This window comes from Candidatus Nitrosopumilus sp. bin_32a, from assembly GCF_054095935.1.
In genome coordinates, this window is record NZ_JBSWSN010000006.1 from 128070 (window position 1) to 143599 (window position 15530).

Consider the following 15530-nt stretch of genomic DNA (forward strand, 5'->3'; position numbering starts at 1 on the left):
TAATTATGCCTGAAATCTGGTTAAATTATGGTATCACTGACGTAGTTTTAGATATAAAGGCTGAAAATTTAGAGCAAAAAATTGATTCTGAAGGCAAAATTCTAGATGATTCAGCGATCAATGAAAAATTAAACACTCTTGATTTGTCAAAACCAATGGAACTTGTAGTATTACATAATTCTAAATCCATTCTAAAAATCATCTCTTCTTTGTTTACGTTATGTGAACAAAAATCTAAACCATTTCCAAAAATATTGACTGATAAAAAAATCCTAAATTTAGTAAAGTCAGGATTACCTGAAGGCAGTTCAATAAATGAATTTGACGATGTTGGTATTTCAAATTCGAATCTGATATTCATGGGGGAAATGGAATTCAATGGATTGTTTGGATATGAGACTATAGCAACTCGTCTTATCAAAAAATTTGGTCAGGAATCAATGCTTTCAGCATATGCGAAAAGACAAGGAAATCTTCCTACACCTGGACAATACCCTGAAAGTTTAACTGAAGCAAAAAAATTTGCAGATAATTTTGAAATTCAGGGCATTGAAATTATTGCAAATTCTGATGGGATTGTAGATTTCTCAATAGGACATCCTTCAGAAACTATTGCATCGACAAAAACCCTTGAATCTAATTCTATCAAAGATGTTGGTCAACATAAAACAATGGTGATAAGCACTGGAAAAGATGCAAGTAATGACAATCTTGGAAATTCATTTTCTTCACTTTGGAATTGCTCTAATGCGATCAAAAAAGACGGTCTTGCTATTTTGGTTGCTGAATGTAAAGGTGGTTTGGGCTCTGATTCACTCCAGCAACACCTTGAAGATAGATTGACTGTAGAGCAACTACGAAATCCAACTAAATACATTGGCGGAATGGAGGATTTGTTATTTCTATCAGAAATACAAAAGAATTTTCAAATAGGACTAGTCTCGATTTTGCCTGAATTTTATGTCAAGAAACTAAACATGATTTCTATGCAGGGCATAAAATATTCTATGGATTATATTCTAAAAACACAAGGGCCACGCCAAAAAGTTGCAGTAGTTACTGATGGTGCAAGATTACTGTTAAGGTAGTAATCCTGATAAAAATTCTGATGGTAGTGGCGCACACAGAATTGCCAATCCGATAATTCCAAGATATGCAAGTTTTCTATTTCTTGATAGCGGTGAAACATCGTCTAATGGTGATGCACTAGGATTTTTTGAACTCATAAATAAAATTAGCATTGCCATTAGCCAATATCCAAGCAAAACAAGAATTGCCATACTTCCATATGTTGCGTATTTGTGAAGTTTAACACCCAATAATGTTCTTGCCATGTGTCCCCCATCCAATTGCCATGCAGGTAATAAATTCAAAAATGTAATTAAGAAACCAATCCATGCTGCAAACATTACTGGCGTCATAATTACTTCGTGTCCTGCTCCACCTTTGCCAAATAATGCTAAACTGGCAGTCATTAGCAATGGCTCTCCTTGATTCCATTCGATCAATCTTGATTCTTCAAACAATCCTGCAGCAATCTCGGGATCTAAAATTGGTGCAGTATAAGCACCATAAATTGAAACTATTACTGCAATTACTAATCCTGCAATTGGACCTGCAATAGCAACGTCAAATAATATCTCTCGATTAATGGTTAATCCTTTTGATTGAATAAATGCTCCAAATGTTGGAATTCCAATAATTGGAAGTCCTGGAATAAAATATGGCCATGTTGTTTTTAGACCGTGGGCTTTTGCAGCAACAATGTGGCCAAGTTCATGAACTCCTAAAATTCCTAATAATGACAGAGTGTACACTGCTGCCATTTCTAGCGGATCTCCAATTTCTATAATAGAATTTGTGCCTGATGTTCTATAGTATCCATCTACCATTACAAATGAAATAACAATTGCAAACAATATTCTTGGAGTCCATGCTGTATTCATCCATTTTCTCTGTTTCTTGGGGGAAAATTTTTGAATGATAACATATAGTCCTCCCACTTCCATTTTTTCTAATTTACAAACATACCTCATATCTTCTAATTTTCTTGCCAATCCTTCAAATTTTGATTTAAAATCAATATCCTCAATTTTAAATTCTAATGAAAATTCAGTTTTGGTGAAATCACTTACCTGAAATATGGAATTAACTAATGAAATAATATCTTCTTGTGAGGGATCTTCCATCTATTTTATAGCGGATTTTTCCATTAAATGGTCTTTTGGTTTAAAATTAAATATTGATAATACTACACACAATCATGCAAGTAATTCTAAGACAATTGGGAGATTGTAATATTAGAAGAGCTGAACCAAGCGATCTAATTTCTGTAATGGAAATTAATCTCAAAACTTTGCCTGAGCATTATTCTGATTATTTCTATGAAAGTTTGCTTGCTGAGTTACCTGAAGCTTTCATTGTTGCTGAAATTGGAGGAAAACATGTTGGATACATTATGTGCAAAACTGAATTTGGTTTTTCAAATTTCAAGAAATTAGGATTTGTCAAAAAAGGTCATGTTGTATCTATCGCTGTAGTTGAAGAACACAGAAAAAAAGGAATAGGAAATGCATTAGTTGAGGAATCTGTCAATGGTGTAAAATTAAGAAATTGTGATGAGTTCTATTTAGAAGTGAGATGTAGTAATACTGAAGCTGTACGATTATATGAAAAATATGGATTTGCAATTAGACAACAATTAAACGCCTATTATCGAGATGGTGAAGATGCGTATCTTATGGCAATTGAATTGAATTAGTTCAAACCAATAAATAACTCACAAAAAATTCTCCACCGTGGACAAACGAAAAGGAATGGGCATTACCATTTTTGTACTGTGCATTGGTGGTTTTTTCCTTTATGCTTACTTGTTGATGCTTTCTGAATGGAGTCCTATCGTATTACAATTATCTGTTTTAATGATTGCAGGAGGAATTTTGGGAGTTATTGCATGGATTGGATATGTGATGGCAACAACAAAACCTTCAGCTGCTTCTATCACTTCTGAAGATTAGATTATTTAGAAATTTTAACATCTACAACTGTTTGATAATATCTAGGGCCTACTGCTCTTACAATTTTTGAATCAAGTATTTCTGATTTTACTGGTGTAACTTTAAGATAATGTTCTTCTGATAATTTTCCAGCCTCTGTTTTTTTATCTGCATGAATATGCGAATAATAATGAATGATGCCTCCGTCTTTGGTAGTGTTTATTGCTGATTCTAAAAATTCGTCTGATCTTTCAGGTAATAACATCAATGTTCTATCTGATTTATCCATCAACTGTTCTTTGATGATTTTAGATGCATCTCCATTTATTGATATTACTTCTCCTGCAAGTTTGTTTAATCTAATATTTGTCTCACATAATTTTGAAGCAACAGGGTTGATGTCTAGACTGTATACTGTACATTTCTTCTTCTTGGCTGCCATGATAGAAAACATTCCAATGCCTGCAAACATGTTTGTCATTATCTCCCCATTTTGTATCAAATTGGCAATTCTTTCCCTTTCAGTAGATAGTCGAGGTGAAAAAAATGCATTTTTTACATCTACTGTGAATCTGCAGCCAAATTCTTTGTATTCTGTCTCTGTATTGTTATCTCCTGCAAGTATCTCTAGACTCCTTGTACGAAATTCACCTTCTACCGCTGATGCCTGGTAGAAAACACTTCTAACTATTTTTACCTCGTCTAACAATGTTTTTCCAATGATTTCTTTCTTTGACAATAAAGAGTCTGGAATTCTAACGATTATTATCTCTCCAATCTGATCAAATGCAGAAATTAATTCATCACTCTCATTTTCTGTGAGCACATTTTCTAGTGCTTTTTTTAACATTCGAGTCAATGTTTGTAGTAGAAATTTCCAGCTGCTTTTTGATTTTTATCCAATCTACTTTCTAACTTGTTTACACGTGGTCTGAGACTTTTCTCATCTCGTCTAAATGACATGTCTAATGATTTTAGAAATCTATTCATTGCATCAGCTTTTGACATTGGCGATGTGGCTCTTCCTGCAGAACCTGATTCTCCTTCAAATATAATCATTGAATCTGAAACTAAATCCATCAATTGTATGTCGTGATCGATAATTATTGCTGATTTTCCAAAGGAGCGCACAAATTTTTGTAAAAATTTTGCCACTGCAATTCTATCTTCAACATCTAAGAATGCTGAAGGCTCATCTAATGCATACAAATCAACTTTTTGTAATAAACATGATGCAACTGCCACTTTTTGCAATTCTCCCCCGGAAAGTTTTTTGATAGATTTGTTGTATAGTTTTTTAATTTTTAACGGGTCTAGAATTTGCTCTTCTTCCATGCTTCCTTCTACTGAGTTTTCATTTGCTTTATCTAATAGTGAAATTACTTCTACATCCAGATCATTTTGGAGATATTGTGGTTTGTATGCTATCTTGATTTTTTTATCAATGCTGCCAGAATCTGGCTTTTCAACTCCTGCAATCATCTTCATCAGAGTGGTTTTGCCCAGTGCATTGGCACCCATTATTCCTAAAACTTCTCCTTTTCTTACTCTTCCAGGTTCAATTGTCACTGAAAATGAAGGATATTTTTTCTCTAGTTTTGGATATGTAAGAATATCGCTACCTTCTTGAAAAATATCTGTTGATGAAGACGATACATCCATAGAAAATTTCTTATCTCTAAATCTTACATTTTCATTTGGTAAATACCCATCAAGAAAAACATTGATTCCAACTTTGGTGGATAAAATAGTTGAAACAATGCCATAAGCTGTAGGCTCTCCGTATAACACTTCGATGTAATCACTTAGAAAATCTAATAGTGTTAAATCATGTTCTACAACCATTACACTTTTTCCAATTTTAGCCAAATTTTGTATCACTCTTGCTACACCTGTTCTCTGAAAAACATCATTGTATGAAGACGGTTCATCAAAAAAGTAAAACTCTGTATCTTTAGATGCTGCTGCTGCAACAGCTATTCTTTGTAATTCACCACCACTTAATTCCTTCAAACTTTGTTCCATGGAATTTTCTAATCCTAATTCTTTGATTAGTTCTCTTGACACTCCTCGTTCATCATATTTGTCGAGTAGCTCTTTTCCTGTTCCATTAAATGCTTGAGCAATATGATGAACTTGTTGTGGTTTAATTGATGCAGTAATTTGTTTCTGTTCAATCTTTTCAAAATGTTGTTTAAGCTCTGTTCCACTATAATGTTTTAAAATCTCGTCCCATTCTGGTGGATTTTCATATCTTCCTAAATTTGGTTTAAGATTACCTGATAGGATGTTCACCACTGTACTTTTACCCATTCCATTTCTTCCCAATAATCCCACGACTTCACCTTTTTTTGGAGTTGGTAATTTGTAGAGTCGAAATGAATTCATCCCGTATTGATGAATTTTATCCGTAGCTAGCTCACTTGCTAAATTGACAATTGTTATTGCATCAAAAGGGCATACTTTGACACAAATTCCACATCCATTACAAACATCCTCATCAATCTGAGCTTTTTTAGATTCTTCGTTTATAGTGACACATTCTGCGCCTGATTTATTGACTGGACAGTATTTTATGCATTCCAGTCCACATTTTTGCGGCTGACAAAGATCCTGATCTAAAACTGCTACTCTATGAGTCATATTGTAATCCGGTATTTTCTTTGCTTTATACCTATTTTGAGTATATTTCAAAACTGGCGTTACGTTAATAGATGAGAATTTGACAACAGATTTCAAGCCGGCCATAGCGTTAGGGTGCGACCCAATCCCATTCCGAACTTGGAAGTCAAACCTAATGTCGCTGTTGTGCTACTAAGATGCGAGAGCTCTTGGGAAGCAACAGTGCTGGCATTTCTTCTTTACAATCAATCTTTTAATATTGAATTAATTGGATTGTTGTGAATCCAATGCCAAATTGTAGTGTTTGTGGAGAAATATGTGATAATGACATTCGGTTGCTTAATCACATGATGGAAAAACATGGTTGGAGAAATCCAAATGTTGAAACACCCGATAGAAATAGTAGAGGATACTGAATCTATAAATTTTGTAAATAGTCTAAAATCAATCTTACACCAAAACCTGTTGCACCTTTTGGATTGTATGATTTTTCTTTTGTAGCTCCTTGTGTCCATGCAACACCTGCAATGTCAATGTGGACCCATGGAGTTTTTTCAATTGCATTTTTCAAAAATGCTGCAGCCGTTATAGTGCCAGCTGCTCTTCCAATTCCTACATTTTTCACATCTGCAACATCTGACTTTATCATATCCATATAGTCTTGATTTAATGGAAGTTCCCAAACTTCTTCTGTGGTTCTCTTAGATGAATCTGTAATTTTTTTTGTTAGTTTTTCATCATTTGATACAATTGCAGCCACGTTGGTACCTAGGGCTACAATACATGCCCCAGTCAAAGTTGCAAAATCAATTATTGCTTTTGGAGAATAATGTTTTTCTCCATATGCTAGTGCATCAGCTAAAATCAATCTTCCTTCTGCATCTGTATTTAGAATTTCAGCTGTTTTCCCATTGTATAGTTTTATGATGTCTCCAGGTCTGTATGATTCACCACCTGGCATATTTTCAACTGAAGGAATAATTCCAATTACGTTGATTGGTAGTTTTAACTCTGAAACTGATTTCATTATGCCTAGTACTGTACAGCCGCCACATTTGTCAAATTTCATCTCATCCATTGCATTTCCGGGTTTTAATGAAATGCCACCAGTATCAAATGTCACGGCTTTTCCTACTAGGACAATTGGCTTTTCATTTCGTGGGCCTTTGTTGTGTTCTAAAATAATTAATTTAGGTTGGTTTTTGCTTCCCTGACCAACTGCGGATATTCCTCCAAAACCCTTCTTTTGTAATTCCGGTTCTGAAAAAATTTTACAATTCATTTTATTCTTTGTAGACATGCTTTTTGCAAAGTTTGCTAATGTTGTCGGAGTGCATTCGTTTGGAGGTAGATTGGCGATACTTTTAGTGAATATTGCACCATCTGCAACAATTTCGGCCGTTTTGATGGCTTTTGAAATTTTATTTGACTTTGAAACAATAATTGTAAGATCAGGGGCATTTTCTGTTTTTTCTGATTTGAATTTATCAAATTTGTAAAGAGCCATCTTGGTACCTTCAATAATTTGAGAAGCTGCAGAAGTTGGTTCAGATATAGAACTCGGTGGTGAAATTATTGAAAATTCCTTTAATTTCAACTCTCTTGCTTTTTGGGCTATTTTTCCTGAAACGAATCGGATTGTATCTTTTGTCAAATTCTCTTTTTTGCCTATGCCTGCTAACAAGATTCTTTGAACAGGTTTTTTTCCAGGAATTGGAATGATACTTAGTTTTCCTAATTTACCTTCCATGTCTTTTAGAGATTGGTCTATTGTAGATTCAATTTTAGTGTCAAATTTTGGTAAACCTAAAACTTTGTCAGAATTTTCTAATACAAATCCACATAGGAGACTTGTTTTCTTTTTTGTAGAATTTTCAGTTTTGATTTTCACTATGAGCATCTATTTTTCAAGTATTATTTAGATTTACTACAGATCTATTATCTTGCTATTGGTAATCAGACTTGTTGATCTTAGAAATACTGCTTTAACAGTTTTACAGCCTTGTTGACATTCTTCATCGATTCTAATTGTTGATGATCTTTTTGTTTTTTCAATTAAGATTGATTTTATCAGGGGAAGCAAAGCTGCTCTTCCACCGTATGCTCTTTTTTTAGTGATAAACCAAAACATGTCTAAGGCGGTTTCATCTAGAATTTCTCCTCTTATCTTTTTCCCAAATTCTGAATAATGGCCGATAATTGTTATTTTGTTTCTAGCAAAAAAGTTAACAGTTTTTGCAAATTTCATACACAAATAACATTGATTATCAAACAACACTATTGGAATATTTTCTTTAATTTCCATAATTACTCAGAGAAGCGATCAAATTAAAATTTTACAGATTTAATACCTGAAATTTATTTTGATGATTTATGAAAATTATTACAGATAACTCTGATTCTAGTCATACTGAGACTGGGGAGTTTCCTTGCATTTCATGTCATACAAATTGTTGTAAAGAATATGTGATATTTGTTAATGCCCACGATGTTTACCGACTTTCAGTTAAATTGGGGTTGGCACCTGAGGATTTTTTAGAGATTTACGGGGCAAAGGACTATTCTTTGGGAATTAAGGTGAAAGAAGGTCTGATTGATCTTGCTTTGAAACAAAAAGACGGTGCATGTGAATTTCTTGAAGAAACTAAAGATGTTTTTAGATGTACAGTTAATGATTTCAAGCCAGGAGTGTGTAAATCATATCCGTTTCAAATGAAAAATGGAAAATTAATCCAGATGAGCGATATACTATGCCCAGTCGATTGGAATCTTGCAGAATTTGAGAAAATGATGGTAACTCATCTTAAAAAAGATGAATCAGAGTGGAATTTCTATGGTGCCCTTGTAAAAGAATGGAATGCAAAGCATTGGAGAAAAAAATCATTATCTGTATTTTTAAAATTTATGTTGGATAAAGTAGAATTATCTTTGAAATCCTGATGTTCTGATTTGAATTTCTGAGATATCTTTGAGGTTTTACATTTCATTGTTTTCTTTCAGAAATAGATTTTTATTCAATTTACAGGGATAACGTTGCAGATGGGTCTTAATTATTATCAAACAAAGAAAAATATTCTCAGGGCCCGTAAATTGGTGATTAAGGGAACAAATGCGGCAGGATCTGGTCACCCTGGTGGTTCATTCTCTATGGCTGAAATTTTGGGATGTTTATTTAACAAACATTTGAAATTTGATCCTAATAATCCTCAATGGGAGGATAGAGATCGTCTAGTATTATCAAAAGGACATGCTGCACCTGGATTATTTTCTAATATGGCAGTTGCAGGATATTTTCCAGAGTCTGAAATTGAGACGCTTCGAAAATTTGGTAGTAAATTACAAGGCCATCCAGATCTAAAATGTCCTGGGGTGGAATTTTGCGGTGGCTCTTTAGGCACTGGATTGTCCTATTCTATTGGAATTGCACTTGCAGCAAAAATTGATTCTAAAGATCATCATGTCTATACTATTATTGGAGATGGTGAGTCTGATGAGGGACAAGTCTGGGAAGCTGCAATGACTGCTTCAAAATACAAAGTTGATAATCTTACAGCTTTCCTTGATAGAAATTTCATTCAACAAGATTCATACACTGAAAAAATTATGCCACTTGATGAAAATTTAGAAGGTTCTGATATTTCTGAGATGTGGAAAGATGCATCACGTTGGAAAACTGGTGACAAGTGGAGATCATTTGGTTGGAATGTTATTGAAATTGATGGACACCGAGTTGAACAAATTGATGCTGCTATAACAAAAGCAAATACTACAAAGGGAGTTCCAACAATAATTATTTCAAGAACAATTAAAGGAAAATCTATTGAACATATGGAGGATAATCCACAATGGCATGGAAAATCTCCTGACTCTGATGTTGTTCCAATAATTAATCTCGAATTAGATTCACAATTTATGATTGCTCCTTCTATCATTGCAGGCGATATGACAAATTTAGAAAATGAAATTAAACGATGTGTTACTGGTAGAGCCGATTATATTCATCTTGATGTGATGGATGGTCAATTTGTCCCGACAAAAACATTTGATCATAATAAAATTAAAGAACTGAGATCCTTAACGGTAATTCCATTTGATACGCACTTGATGATTAATGAACCTGTAAAATATGTTAAAGATTATGTTGATGCTGGCAGTGACATTGTCACTGTTCATGCTGAAGTGACTGATGAATCTAGTTTTGGTGAAATCCATGATATACTAAAACAAAATCAGGTAGGTGTGGGCTTTTCAATAAATCCTGACACTGAATTACCTGAATGGTCTTACAAATTTCTGCAATCCCTTGATCAACTAATTGTAATGTCTGTAGTACCTGGAAAATCTGGTCAGAAATACATTGAAGAAACACATGAAAAAATGACAAGATTGAATTCTATTTTAAAACAACATCATTTTTCAGGCTATATTGAGGCTGATGGAGGAGTAAATCTTGAAAATATTGGCTCAGTATTTGCTGATGGTGCTCGTGTTTTTGTTGGAGGCGGCGCAATTGTTGGTCAACAAGATGTTAGGGCTGCAATTAGAGATTTTAGAAATGAAGTATTGAAATCAAGAAGACACAGATTACTTACAAAAGCAAATGAACTTGGTGGAAGTGATTTAGTAAACAAGTGGATTGGGTTACATGTAATTGGCACAAAACAAGAACAAATTAAAAAAATCGCACAGGAGGTAGGATACATTTGAATGAACCAATAATGACCGATATGCGTTCAGAATATTCCAAATCTTTAATTCAATTGGGAAAAGAAAACCCTGATGTCGTTGTTTTGGGTGCAGATACAACTGATTCATTAAAAACTTCAGGATTCGGAAAAGAATTTCCTGACAGATTTTTTAATGTGGGTATTGCTGAAGCTAATCTAGTTACAATATCTGCAGGATTAGCAGCATCTGGAAAAATTTCTTTTGCTAGTACTTATGCAATATTTTTACCAGGTAGGGCAGTTGATCAAATAAGAAATAACATTGCCTATCCATCACCTCCTGGAAAAAAAGGTCTTAATGTGAAATTAGTTACCTCTCATGGTGGTTTGTCTGTAGGCCCTGATGGAGGCTCACATCAGCAAATTGAAGACATTGCTATAATGAGAGTAATTCCAAATTTCAGAGTCTTTATTCCTGCTGATACTATTGCCGTTTCAAAGTTAACTCAATTAATGGCTAGAGAATACGGTCCATTTTACATGAGAATGGCAAGATCTGCAACTCCTCTTGTTCATTCTGATTCTCAAGAATTTCAAATTGGAAAAGGAATTACATTGAGGGATGGATCTGATTGTACTCTTGTTGCATGTGGTATTACTGTTAGAATGGCTTTAGAAGCTGCTGAATTATTACAGCAAGAAGGAATTTCTTGCAGGGTTTTAGATATGTTTTCAATTAAACCAATTGACAATGAAATTTTAGAAAAAGCAGCCAGAGAAACAGGTTGTATTGTAACAACTGAAGAACATAACATTATTGGTGGAATGGGGTCTGCAGTAACAGAATCCGTTTCTGAATCTTATCCTGTACCCATTAAGAGAATTGGAGCTCAAGACATGTTTGGAGAATCTGCGCGTGATGATGAGATTCCACTACTTTTAGAGAAACATGGAATAACATCTTTTAATATGGCAAAACAAGTTAAAGAAATCAGGAGTAAAAAACTATGAAAATTTTTCTTGATACTGCTAATCTAGAATCTATTAAAAAATTCAATGACATGGGTTTGTTAGATGGAATCACAACTAATCCTTCACTTATGTCAAAAGAAGGAGGTAATCCAAAAGATGCAATGGAAGAAATTACAAAAATTATCCAAGGAGATGTAAGTTTAGAAGTTATTAGTACTGATTATTCTGGAATGATTGAAGAAGGTAAACGTCTTCGTCAATATGGGGATAATGTAGTAGTTAAAGTCCCTATGACTCCTGATGGTCTAAAAGCATGTAAATCACTTTCATCTGAAGGAATTCCTGTTAACGTTACTTTGATCTTTTCTGCAAATCAGGCTTTACTTGCTGCAAAATCTGGAGCAAAATACGTTAGTCCGTTTATTGGAAGATTAGATGACATTGGTCAAGATGGAATGCAATTGATTAAAGACATTAAAGATATTTTTAAGAATTATCCTGATTCATTAAAAACTCAAATACTTGTTGCAAGTATTCGTCATCCGATACATGTAATTGATGCTGCAAAAATTGGTGCAGATGTTGTCACATTACCTCCAGCAGTATTGGAAAAAATGTTACAACATCCATTGACTAAAATTGGATTGGAGAACTTTCTGGCTGATTGGGATAAATTAAAGTCTGGAAATCCTGATATCAAAATTTAGTGAATAGGTTATAATAACAAAATTACAAAAATTAGAAATTGAGGTAGTGTTAATCTGAACCTTTGTTTGTACTTTTTCTTGAACTGGTTCCTCTACCTGTACTTCTAGTCATTCCTTCAGTAGAAGGTCTTGCTTTAGGATCAGGCATGTCTCCTAGTTTTCTTGAACCAGTTCCACGACCTGTGTGAACCATTCTACCTGCTGATGCTTTTTTTCTTGCTTCTTGGATCTTTCTAAATTCGTCTCCAGACCATTTTGAAGCATCTTCATCAACTTCGATAGTTCCTGTGCCTCTTCCAGTTCTTATTCTAATTTTCCCCATAATCTAAATTAAAACATCTTGTATTTATCTAAGCTTATTTTTTAAGGGTTGTTCTAGATTTTTAGTTTTAACTACTAATCCAGCCTAATTTTTTAAAATATGCAAACATCATGATTGCAGGAATTGCTGATGCAACTATCACAATTATGAATGTTGTAAATGGCCCTAAAATCATTAAATTACTTCCAATCCCTCCTGGCAAATCTACATTCATTCCATAAAATGTGCCAATCACTGTTGCAGGAATTGCAAGTGTGAAAATTATCGTTAATACTCCAAGAACTTTGTTTGTTTTTTCAGTACTTAACACAAAATCTGTATCTTTGTAAATTTCCATGGTTTCTCTAGATTCTTCTAATGTTTCAATTACTTTGTCAATGTGATCAATTACGTCGTCATAGAATAATGTAAGTTCATCATTTTTATTGTCTGAAGATTGTTTGACCTGTTTTGCTATCTCTAGTACAAATTTCTTTAATGGGTTTGCTATTCTTCTTAATCTGTTAATTTCTCTTCTAAGTAACGCTATACTTCTAGCAACAGGTTTTGTTTCATCAAAAACTCTATCTTCAATATCATCTAGATTTGCAATAATTTTCCTTGATATGTGTAAAAGGTCATCTACTAATACATCCAAGATTTCGTGGAGTAGTAATCCTGATGATTTCCCTAACAATCTGTTTTTTCTCTGTTGATCGGTATTTGCTTTACAAATTTCTACTAGTTCTACAAGTGGTTTAAGATCACCTTGATGAACTGTTACCAAGAAATCTTTTCCTACAAATATTGATAATTGACTGTTTTTTGATATTCCTATTTTTTGTGTCAATGGTGGAAAATGAAGAATTACAAAGAAATGATCATCATAACTATCTAATTTTGGAAGCTCGAATTTAGTCATACAATCTTCTATGTTTAATGCGTTGAAATTGTATTTTTCAGCCAATTTCTCAACATCATTTCTATCTGGATTTTGCAAATCAATCCATACAAATTTTTCTCCTTGAATGGTTTCTATCTTACTTTCAATAGGAATATCCGCTGGTTTCTTGCTAGAACGTAGCCTATTTGCGATGAAGCCATTTCTCATGTCGGAAACCCTAATACAACAAATTTAAAGCGATCGCTATAATTGATGAAAAATTGTTTTTGAATTTGAGGCTAATCTAATTTAGATATTCATTGCACCCATGGAAGAAAATAGTTGGCGCCTATCCAGACAAGTCCTATGGATATTGCCATTGCAATCCACCATTTTCGCATATATTGATTTCAACCTAGTCAATAATAAATCTACAGCTTAATTTTCAACATGATCTTAAAGATTATTACTGGTTGAACAAGTTTCTTTTTTTGTGGCCTTCGTAGTACAGTGGTTAGTATAGAGGATTGTGGATCCTCGGACAGGAGTTCGATTCCCCTCGAGGGCCCTCTATCATTTTAAAAAATACCGAACTTGCTAGATTCCATCTCTTCTTTGATGGCCAGTTTGAATCTAGGGGATTTAGATTCTGTATTTTTTGTTAACCATGTTAAAAATTTCTTTTCTGTTCCTTTACCCTTTATTTTATAAAAATCTGCACCCATCACTTCTGCTAGTTTTTCCACCAATGTTCTATTTACGCTTAATACAAAAAAATGCCATCCGAATGCAAATTCTGAATCTGACATAACAAAATCATCTTGTCCGTGAACCATTTCTTCCAAAAGTGACAGTTGATGAGTTAATGCTTTACTGGTTTTATCATAATCTACTGCTGAAACATTGATGTTGATCCTTTCTTCCATACTTTGTTTAGGTAAAAACAAAATAAAAGGATTACACAATTTATTCTTTTAACAGATATTCAAAATCTATGTCGAAATGCATTTTCATGATGTTAATGTATGTCTGAATCGATTCTGGAATCTCTTCTCCACATGCAACTCCTAGTTTTTTTGCATTAATCCAAATTACTAATGTTTGAATAATTGTTAAAAATCGATCATTTTTAATTTCTGGAGATCCTATTGATTTGGTATATCTTTCAGCAAATTCCCACGCTGTAATAAAATCAACACATTTCACACCAAAAATTGCTAGTAATTGCTCCTGCATGTTTTCTGCTTTTTTGAATGGAACTTTATTGATAATATATGGAAAATCTACTTTTTCTGGAAGACATTCTGGCAGAGGTCCCCAGATGGTAATTATTCGTGTGTCTTTTTTAAGATCTTTAAATTTCTCTAACATTTTATTGATGATATTTTCATCCGTAAACCAAAATAGAATCACTGACGCATCTGAAAAATTTGAATCTTCTATGTTTTGACAAATCAAATCTATATTGATATTTTTTTCTTCAAGATTTTGTTTTGCTTGTTTTATTTTTTCAGGATTATTATCAATTCCAACTGCTTTTTCAACTCCAAATTCGTTAATGGCAAGTTCGACTCCCTTTTCATTCCCACACCCTAAATGATAAAAAATATCCTTTTTACCTAAATTCACAAATTTGAAAATTTCTCGAAATGATTTTTCAGGTAACTGAACATCTTCTCCACTAAGTAAATTATTTGGAAGACTTTCTAAATATTCTTCAATTTTCATTATGCTTTATACAATTAATGAGAATTTATTCTCTTATGCTTTCTAATTTTGAAACTGCTTGCCATAATTGAGTTCTAACGTATGATGGCATATTAGGATCTTGCGTAATGTCATCTAGTAAACTGATAGTGTTTGCTGCTCTAACTGACAATGAATATTCTTGATTTTTTAGTTCTATAATTAAATCTGTAATTGATTTCTTGACTGTTTTTGGAGTGGAGTTGCTAGAAGTGATTTGTTCTAATGTTTCAATTGCTTCTTTCATGGATTCTTTATTCTGAGCGTCGTCAACCATTTTTACACCTTTTCTTAAAAATTAGAAGTATATAGTTACATCTCTACAAAGACACTGTCTGATTCTACGACAACATTGTATGATGTTAAATCCCTAATTTTTGCGGGGAATTTCATTAATTTACCAGTTTTACAATCAAATTCTGCTGCATGCCATCCGCAAGTAATGGTATGACCATCTAATTTTCCTTCAGATAGGCTAGAGCCTGAATGAGTACATGAATCATCTGTAGCATAATACTCTCCGTCAATATTCGCAACTAGAACATCTCTACCGTCAATAGACACTTTGATCATTTTTCCAGGCGGAATATCTGATGTTTTACCTGCGATAATTTTTCCCATTGAAGTTTTTATCTC

18 protein-coding genes, 1 tRNA gene and 1 rRNA gene are annotated in these 15530 nt (G+C 33.5%); 9 read left to right on the plus strand and 11 right to left on the minus strand.

The annotated features are described in order from the left end of the window. Positions 1-5: 5 nt before the first annotated feature. The gene (locus ACW9XH_RS08230; protein WP_457760178.1) at positions 6-1088 is read left to right on the plus strand and encodes a transcriptional regulator; all 1083 of its coding nucleotides are present in this window, start codon (positions 6-8) and stop codon (positions 1086-1088) included. Here ACW9XH_RS08230 and ACW9XH_RS08235 read toward each other — a convergent pair. Then, positions 1080-2189, minus strand: coding sequence for a site-2 protease family protein (locus ACW9XH_RS08235; protein WP_457760179.1), 1110 nt, complete (start codon positions 2187-2189; stop codon positions 1080-1082). The genes ACW9XH_RS08230 and ACW9XH_RS08235 overlap by 9 nt on opposite strands. A 74-nt stretch (positions 2190-2263) precedes the next feature. Between ACW9XH_RS08235 and rimI the strand changes: the two genes are divergently transcribed. Both rimI and ACW9XH_RS08245 read left to right on the plus strand, forming a co-directional pair. Further along, complete coding sequence (rimI, locus tag ACW9XH_RS08240; RefSeq protein ID WP_457760180.1) at positions 2264-2761, plus strand: ribosomal protein S18-alanine N-acetyltransferase; 498 nt, start codon at positions 2264-2266, stop codon at positions 2759-2761. Between the two features lie 37 nt (positions 2762-2798). Next, positions 2799-3017: a transcriptional regulator gene (locus ACW9XH_RS08245; RefSeq protein WP_457760181.1), complete on the plus strand. Its 219-nt coding sequence runs from the start codon at positions 2799-2801 to the stop codon at positions 3015-3017. A gap of 1 nt (position 3018) precedes the next feature. Here ACW9XH_RS08245 and ACW9XH_RS08250 read toward each other — a convergent pair whose 3' ends face one another. Together ACW9XH_RS08250 and ACW9XH_RS08255 are read right to left on the minus strand one after the other, a co-directional pair. Continuing rightward, positions 3019-3846, minus strand: coding sequence for a class I SAM-dependent methyltransferase (locus ACW9XH_RS08250; protein WP_457760237.1), 828 nt, complete (start codon positions 3844-3846; stop codon positions 3019-3021). A gap of 5 nt (positions 3847-3851) precedes the next feature. Further along, positions 3852-5639 (minus strand): ribosome biogenesis/translation initiation ATPase RLI, encoded by a 1788-nt coding sequence (locus tag ACW9XH_RS08255; RefSeq protein ID WP_457760182.1) that lies wholly within the window; start codon positions 5637-5639, stop codon positions 3852-3854. A gap of 93 nt (positions 5640-5732) precedes the next feature. Between ACW9XH_RS08255 and rrf the strand changes: the two genes are divergently transcribed. Further along, positions 5733-5852: ribosomal RNA gene (gene rrf, locus ACW9XH_RS08260) — 5S ribosomal RNA — on the plus strand. 184 nt (positions 5853-6036) lie between these two features. On the opposite strand, the gene ACW9XH_RS08265 is transcribed toward rrf, so the two are convergent. Next, the gene (locus ACW9XH_RS08265; RefSeq protein ID WP_457760238.1) at positions 6037-7509 is read right to left on the minus strand and encodes a leucyl aminopeptidase; all 1473 of its coding nucleotides are present in this window, start codon (positions 7507-7509) and stop codon (positions 6037-6039) included. A 36-nt stretch (positions 7510-7545) separates the two neighbouring features. Next, positions 7546-7923: a hypothetical protein gene (locus tag ACW9XH_RS08270; protein ID WP_457760183.1), complete on the minus strand. Its 378-nt coding sequence runs from the start codon at positions 7921-7923 to the stop codon at positions 7546-7548. A gap of 68 nt (positions 7924-7991) precedes the next feature. On the opposite strand from ACW9XH_RS08270, the gene ACW9XH_RS08275 reads away from it, so the two are divergent. The 4 genes from ACW9XH_RS08275 (at position 7992) to fsa (ending at position 11964) form a co-directional block, all read left to right on the plus strand. Continuing rightward, complete coding sequence (locus ACW9XH_RS08275; RefSeq protein WP_457760184.1) at positions 7992-8558, plus strand: YkgJ family cysteine cluster protein; 567 nt, start codon at positions 7992-7994, stop codon at positions 8556-8558. 99 nt (positions 8559-8657) lie between these two features. Further along, positions 8658-10325: a ribulose-phosphate 3-epimerase gene (locus tag ACW9XH_RS08280; protein ID WP_457760185.1), complete on the plus strand. Its 1668-nt coding sequence runs from the start codon at positions 8658-8660 to the stop codon at positions 10323-10325. Then, positions 10322-11296 carry a transketolase family protein gene (locus ACW9XH_RS08285; RefSeq protein ID WP_457760186.1) on the plus strand — a complete coding sequence of 325 codons (975 nt, stop codon included), beginning with the start codon at positions 10322-10324 and terminating at the stop codon, positions 11294-11296. The genes ACW9XH_RS08280 and ACW9XH_RS08285 overlap by 4 nt, the downstream gene beginning before the upstream one ends. After that, the gene (gene fsa, locus ACW9XH_RS08290; RefSeq protein WP_457760187.1) at positions 11293-11964 is read left to right on the plus strand and encodes a fructose-6-phosphate aldolase; all 672 of its coding nucleotides are present in this window, start codon (positions 11293-11295) and stop codon (positions 11962-11964) included. Before ACW9XH_RS08285 ends, fsa begins: the two co-directional genes overlap by 4 nt. A gap of 49 nt (positions 11965-12013) precedes the next feature. Here fsa and ACW9XH_RS08295 read toward each other — a convergent pair whose 3' ends face one another. Next, positions 12014-12286 carry a hypothetical protein gene (locus ACW9XH_RS08295; protein WP_457760188.1) on the minus strand — a complete coding sequence of 91 codons (273 nt, stop codon included), beginning with the start codon at positions 12284-12286 and terminating at the stop codon, positions 12014-12016. 67 nt (positions 12287-12353) lie between these two features. Then, complete coding sequence (locus ACW9XH_RS08300) at positions 12354-13376, minus strand: magnesium transporter CorA family protein (protein ID WP_457760189.1); 1023 nt, start codon at positions 13374-13376, stop codon at positions 12354-12356. A gap of 268 nt (positions 13377-13644) precedes the next feature. Here ACW9XH_RS08300 and ACW9XH_RS08305 point away from each other — a divergent pair. Beyond that, a tRNA-His gene (locus ACW9XH_RS08305) sits at positions 13645-13716 on the plus strand. Positions 13717-13726: 10 nt separating this feature from the next. On the opposite strand, the gene ACW9XH_RS08310 is transcribed toward ACW9XH_RS08305, so the two are convergent. From ACW9XH_RS08310 to ACW9XH_RS08325, 4 genes are read right to left on the minus strand one after another with little or no spacing between them, the layout of a single operon-like run. Then, positions 13727-14074: a hypothetical protein gene (locus ACW9XH_RS08310; RefSeq protein WP_457760190.1), complete on the minus strand. Its 348-nt coding sequence runs from the start codon at positions 14072-14074 to the stop codon at positions 13727-13729. A gap of 40 nt (positions 14075-14114) precedes the next feature. Further along, positions 14115-14876: a class I SAM-dependent methyltransferase gene (locus ACW9XH_RS08315; RefSeq protein ID WP_457760191.1), complete on the minus strand. Its 762-nt coding sequence runs from the start codon at positions 14874-14876 to the stop codon at positions 14115-14117. A 25-nt stretch (positions 14877-14901) separates the two neighbouring features. Continuing rightward, positions 14902-15171 carry a UPF0147 family protein gene (locus ACW9XH_RS08320; RefSeq protein WP_457760192.1) on the minus strand — a complete coding sequence of 90 codons (270 nt, stop codon included), beginning with the start codon at positions 15169-15171 and terminating at the stop codon, positions 14902-14904. A 35-nt stretch (positions 15172-15206) separates the two neighbouring features. Further along, entirely contained in the window at positions 15207-15515 is a 309-nt protein-coding gene (locus tag ACW9XH_RS08325; protein ID WP_457760193.1) for a Rieske (2Fe-2S) protein, read from the minus strand. Positions 15516-15530: the final 15 nt, after the last annotated feature.

Bases quoted from the DNA above. Each gene is read 5' to 3' on its own strand.
- ACW9XH_RS08230 (WP_457760178.1), top strand. From the start codon at position 6: ATGCCTGAAATCTGGTTAAATTATGGTATCACTGACGTAGTTTTAGAT.
- ACW9XH_RS08235 (WP_457760179.1), bottom strand. From the start codon at position 2,189: ATGGAAGATCCCTCACAAGAAGATATTATTTCATTAGTTAATTCCATA.
- rimI (WP_457760180.1), top strand. From the start codon at position 2,264: ATGCAAGTAATTCTAAGACAATTGGGAGATTGTAATATTAGAAGAGCT.
- ACW9XH_RS08250 (WP_457760237.1), bottom strand. From the start codon at position 3,846: ATGTTAAAAAAAGCACTAGAAAATGTGCTCACAGAAAATGAGAGTGAT.
- ACW9XH_RS08255 (WP_457760182.1), bottom strand. From the start codon at position 5,639: ATGACTCATAGAGTAGCAGTTTTAGATCAGGATCTTTGTCAGCCGCAA.
- ACW9XH_RS08270 (WP_457760183.1), bottom strand. From the start codon at position 7,923: ATGGAAATTAAAGAAAATATTCCAATAGTGTTGTTTGATAATCAATGT.
- ACW9XH_RS08275 (WP_457760184.1), top strand. From the start codon at position 7,992: ATGAAAATTATTACAGATAACTCTGATTCTAGTCATACTGAGACTGGG.
- ACW9XH_RS08280 (WP_457760185.1), top strand. From the start codon at position 8,658: ATGGGTCTTAATTATTATCAAACAAAGAAAAATATTCTCAGGGCCCGT.
- fsa (WP_457760187.1), top strand. From the start codon at position 11,293: ATGAAAATTTTTCTTGATACTGCTAATCTAGAATCTATTAAAAAATTC.
- ACW9XH_RS08295 (WP_457760188.1), bottom strand. From the start codon at position 12,286: ATGGGGAAAATTAGAATAAGAACTGGAAGAGGCACAGGAACTATCGAA.
- ACW9XH_RS08300 (WP_457760189.1), bottom strand. From the start codon at position 13,376: ATGAGAAATGGCTTCATCGCAAATAGGCTACGTTCTAGCAAGAAACCA.
- ACW9XH_RS08310 (WP_457760190.1), bottom strand. From the start codon at position 14,074: ATGGAAGAAAGGATCAACATCAATGTTTCAGCAGTAGATTATGATAAA.
- ACW9XH_RS08315 (WP_457760191.1), bottom strand. From the start codon at position 14,876: ATGAAAATTGAAGAATATTTAGAAAGTCTTCCAAATAATTTACTTAGT.
- ACW9XH_RS08320 (WP_457760192.1), bottom strand. From the start codon at position 15,171: ATGGTTGACGACGCTCAGAATAAAGAATCCATGAAAGAAGCAATTGAA.
- ACW9XH_RS08325 (WP_457760193.1), bottom strand. From the start codon at position 15,515: ATGGGAAAAATTATCGCAGGTAAAACATCAGATATTCCGCCTGGAAAA.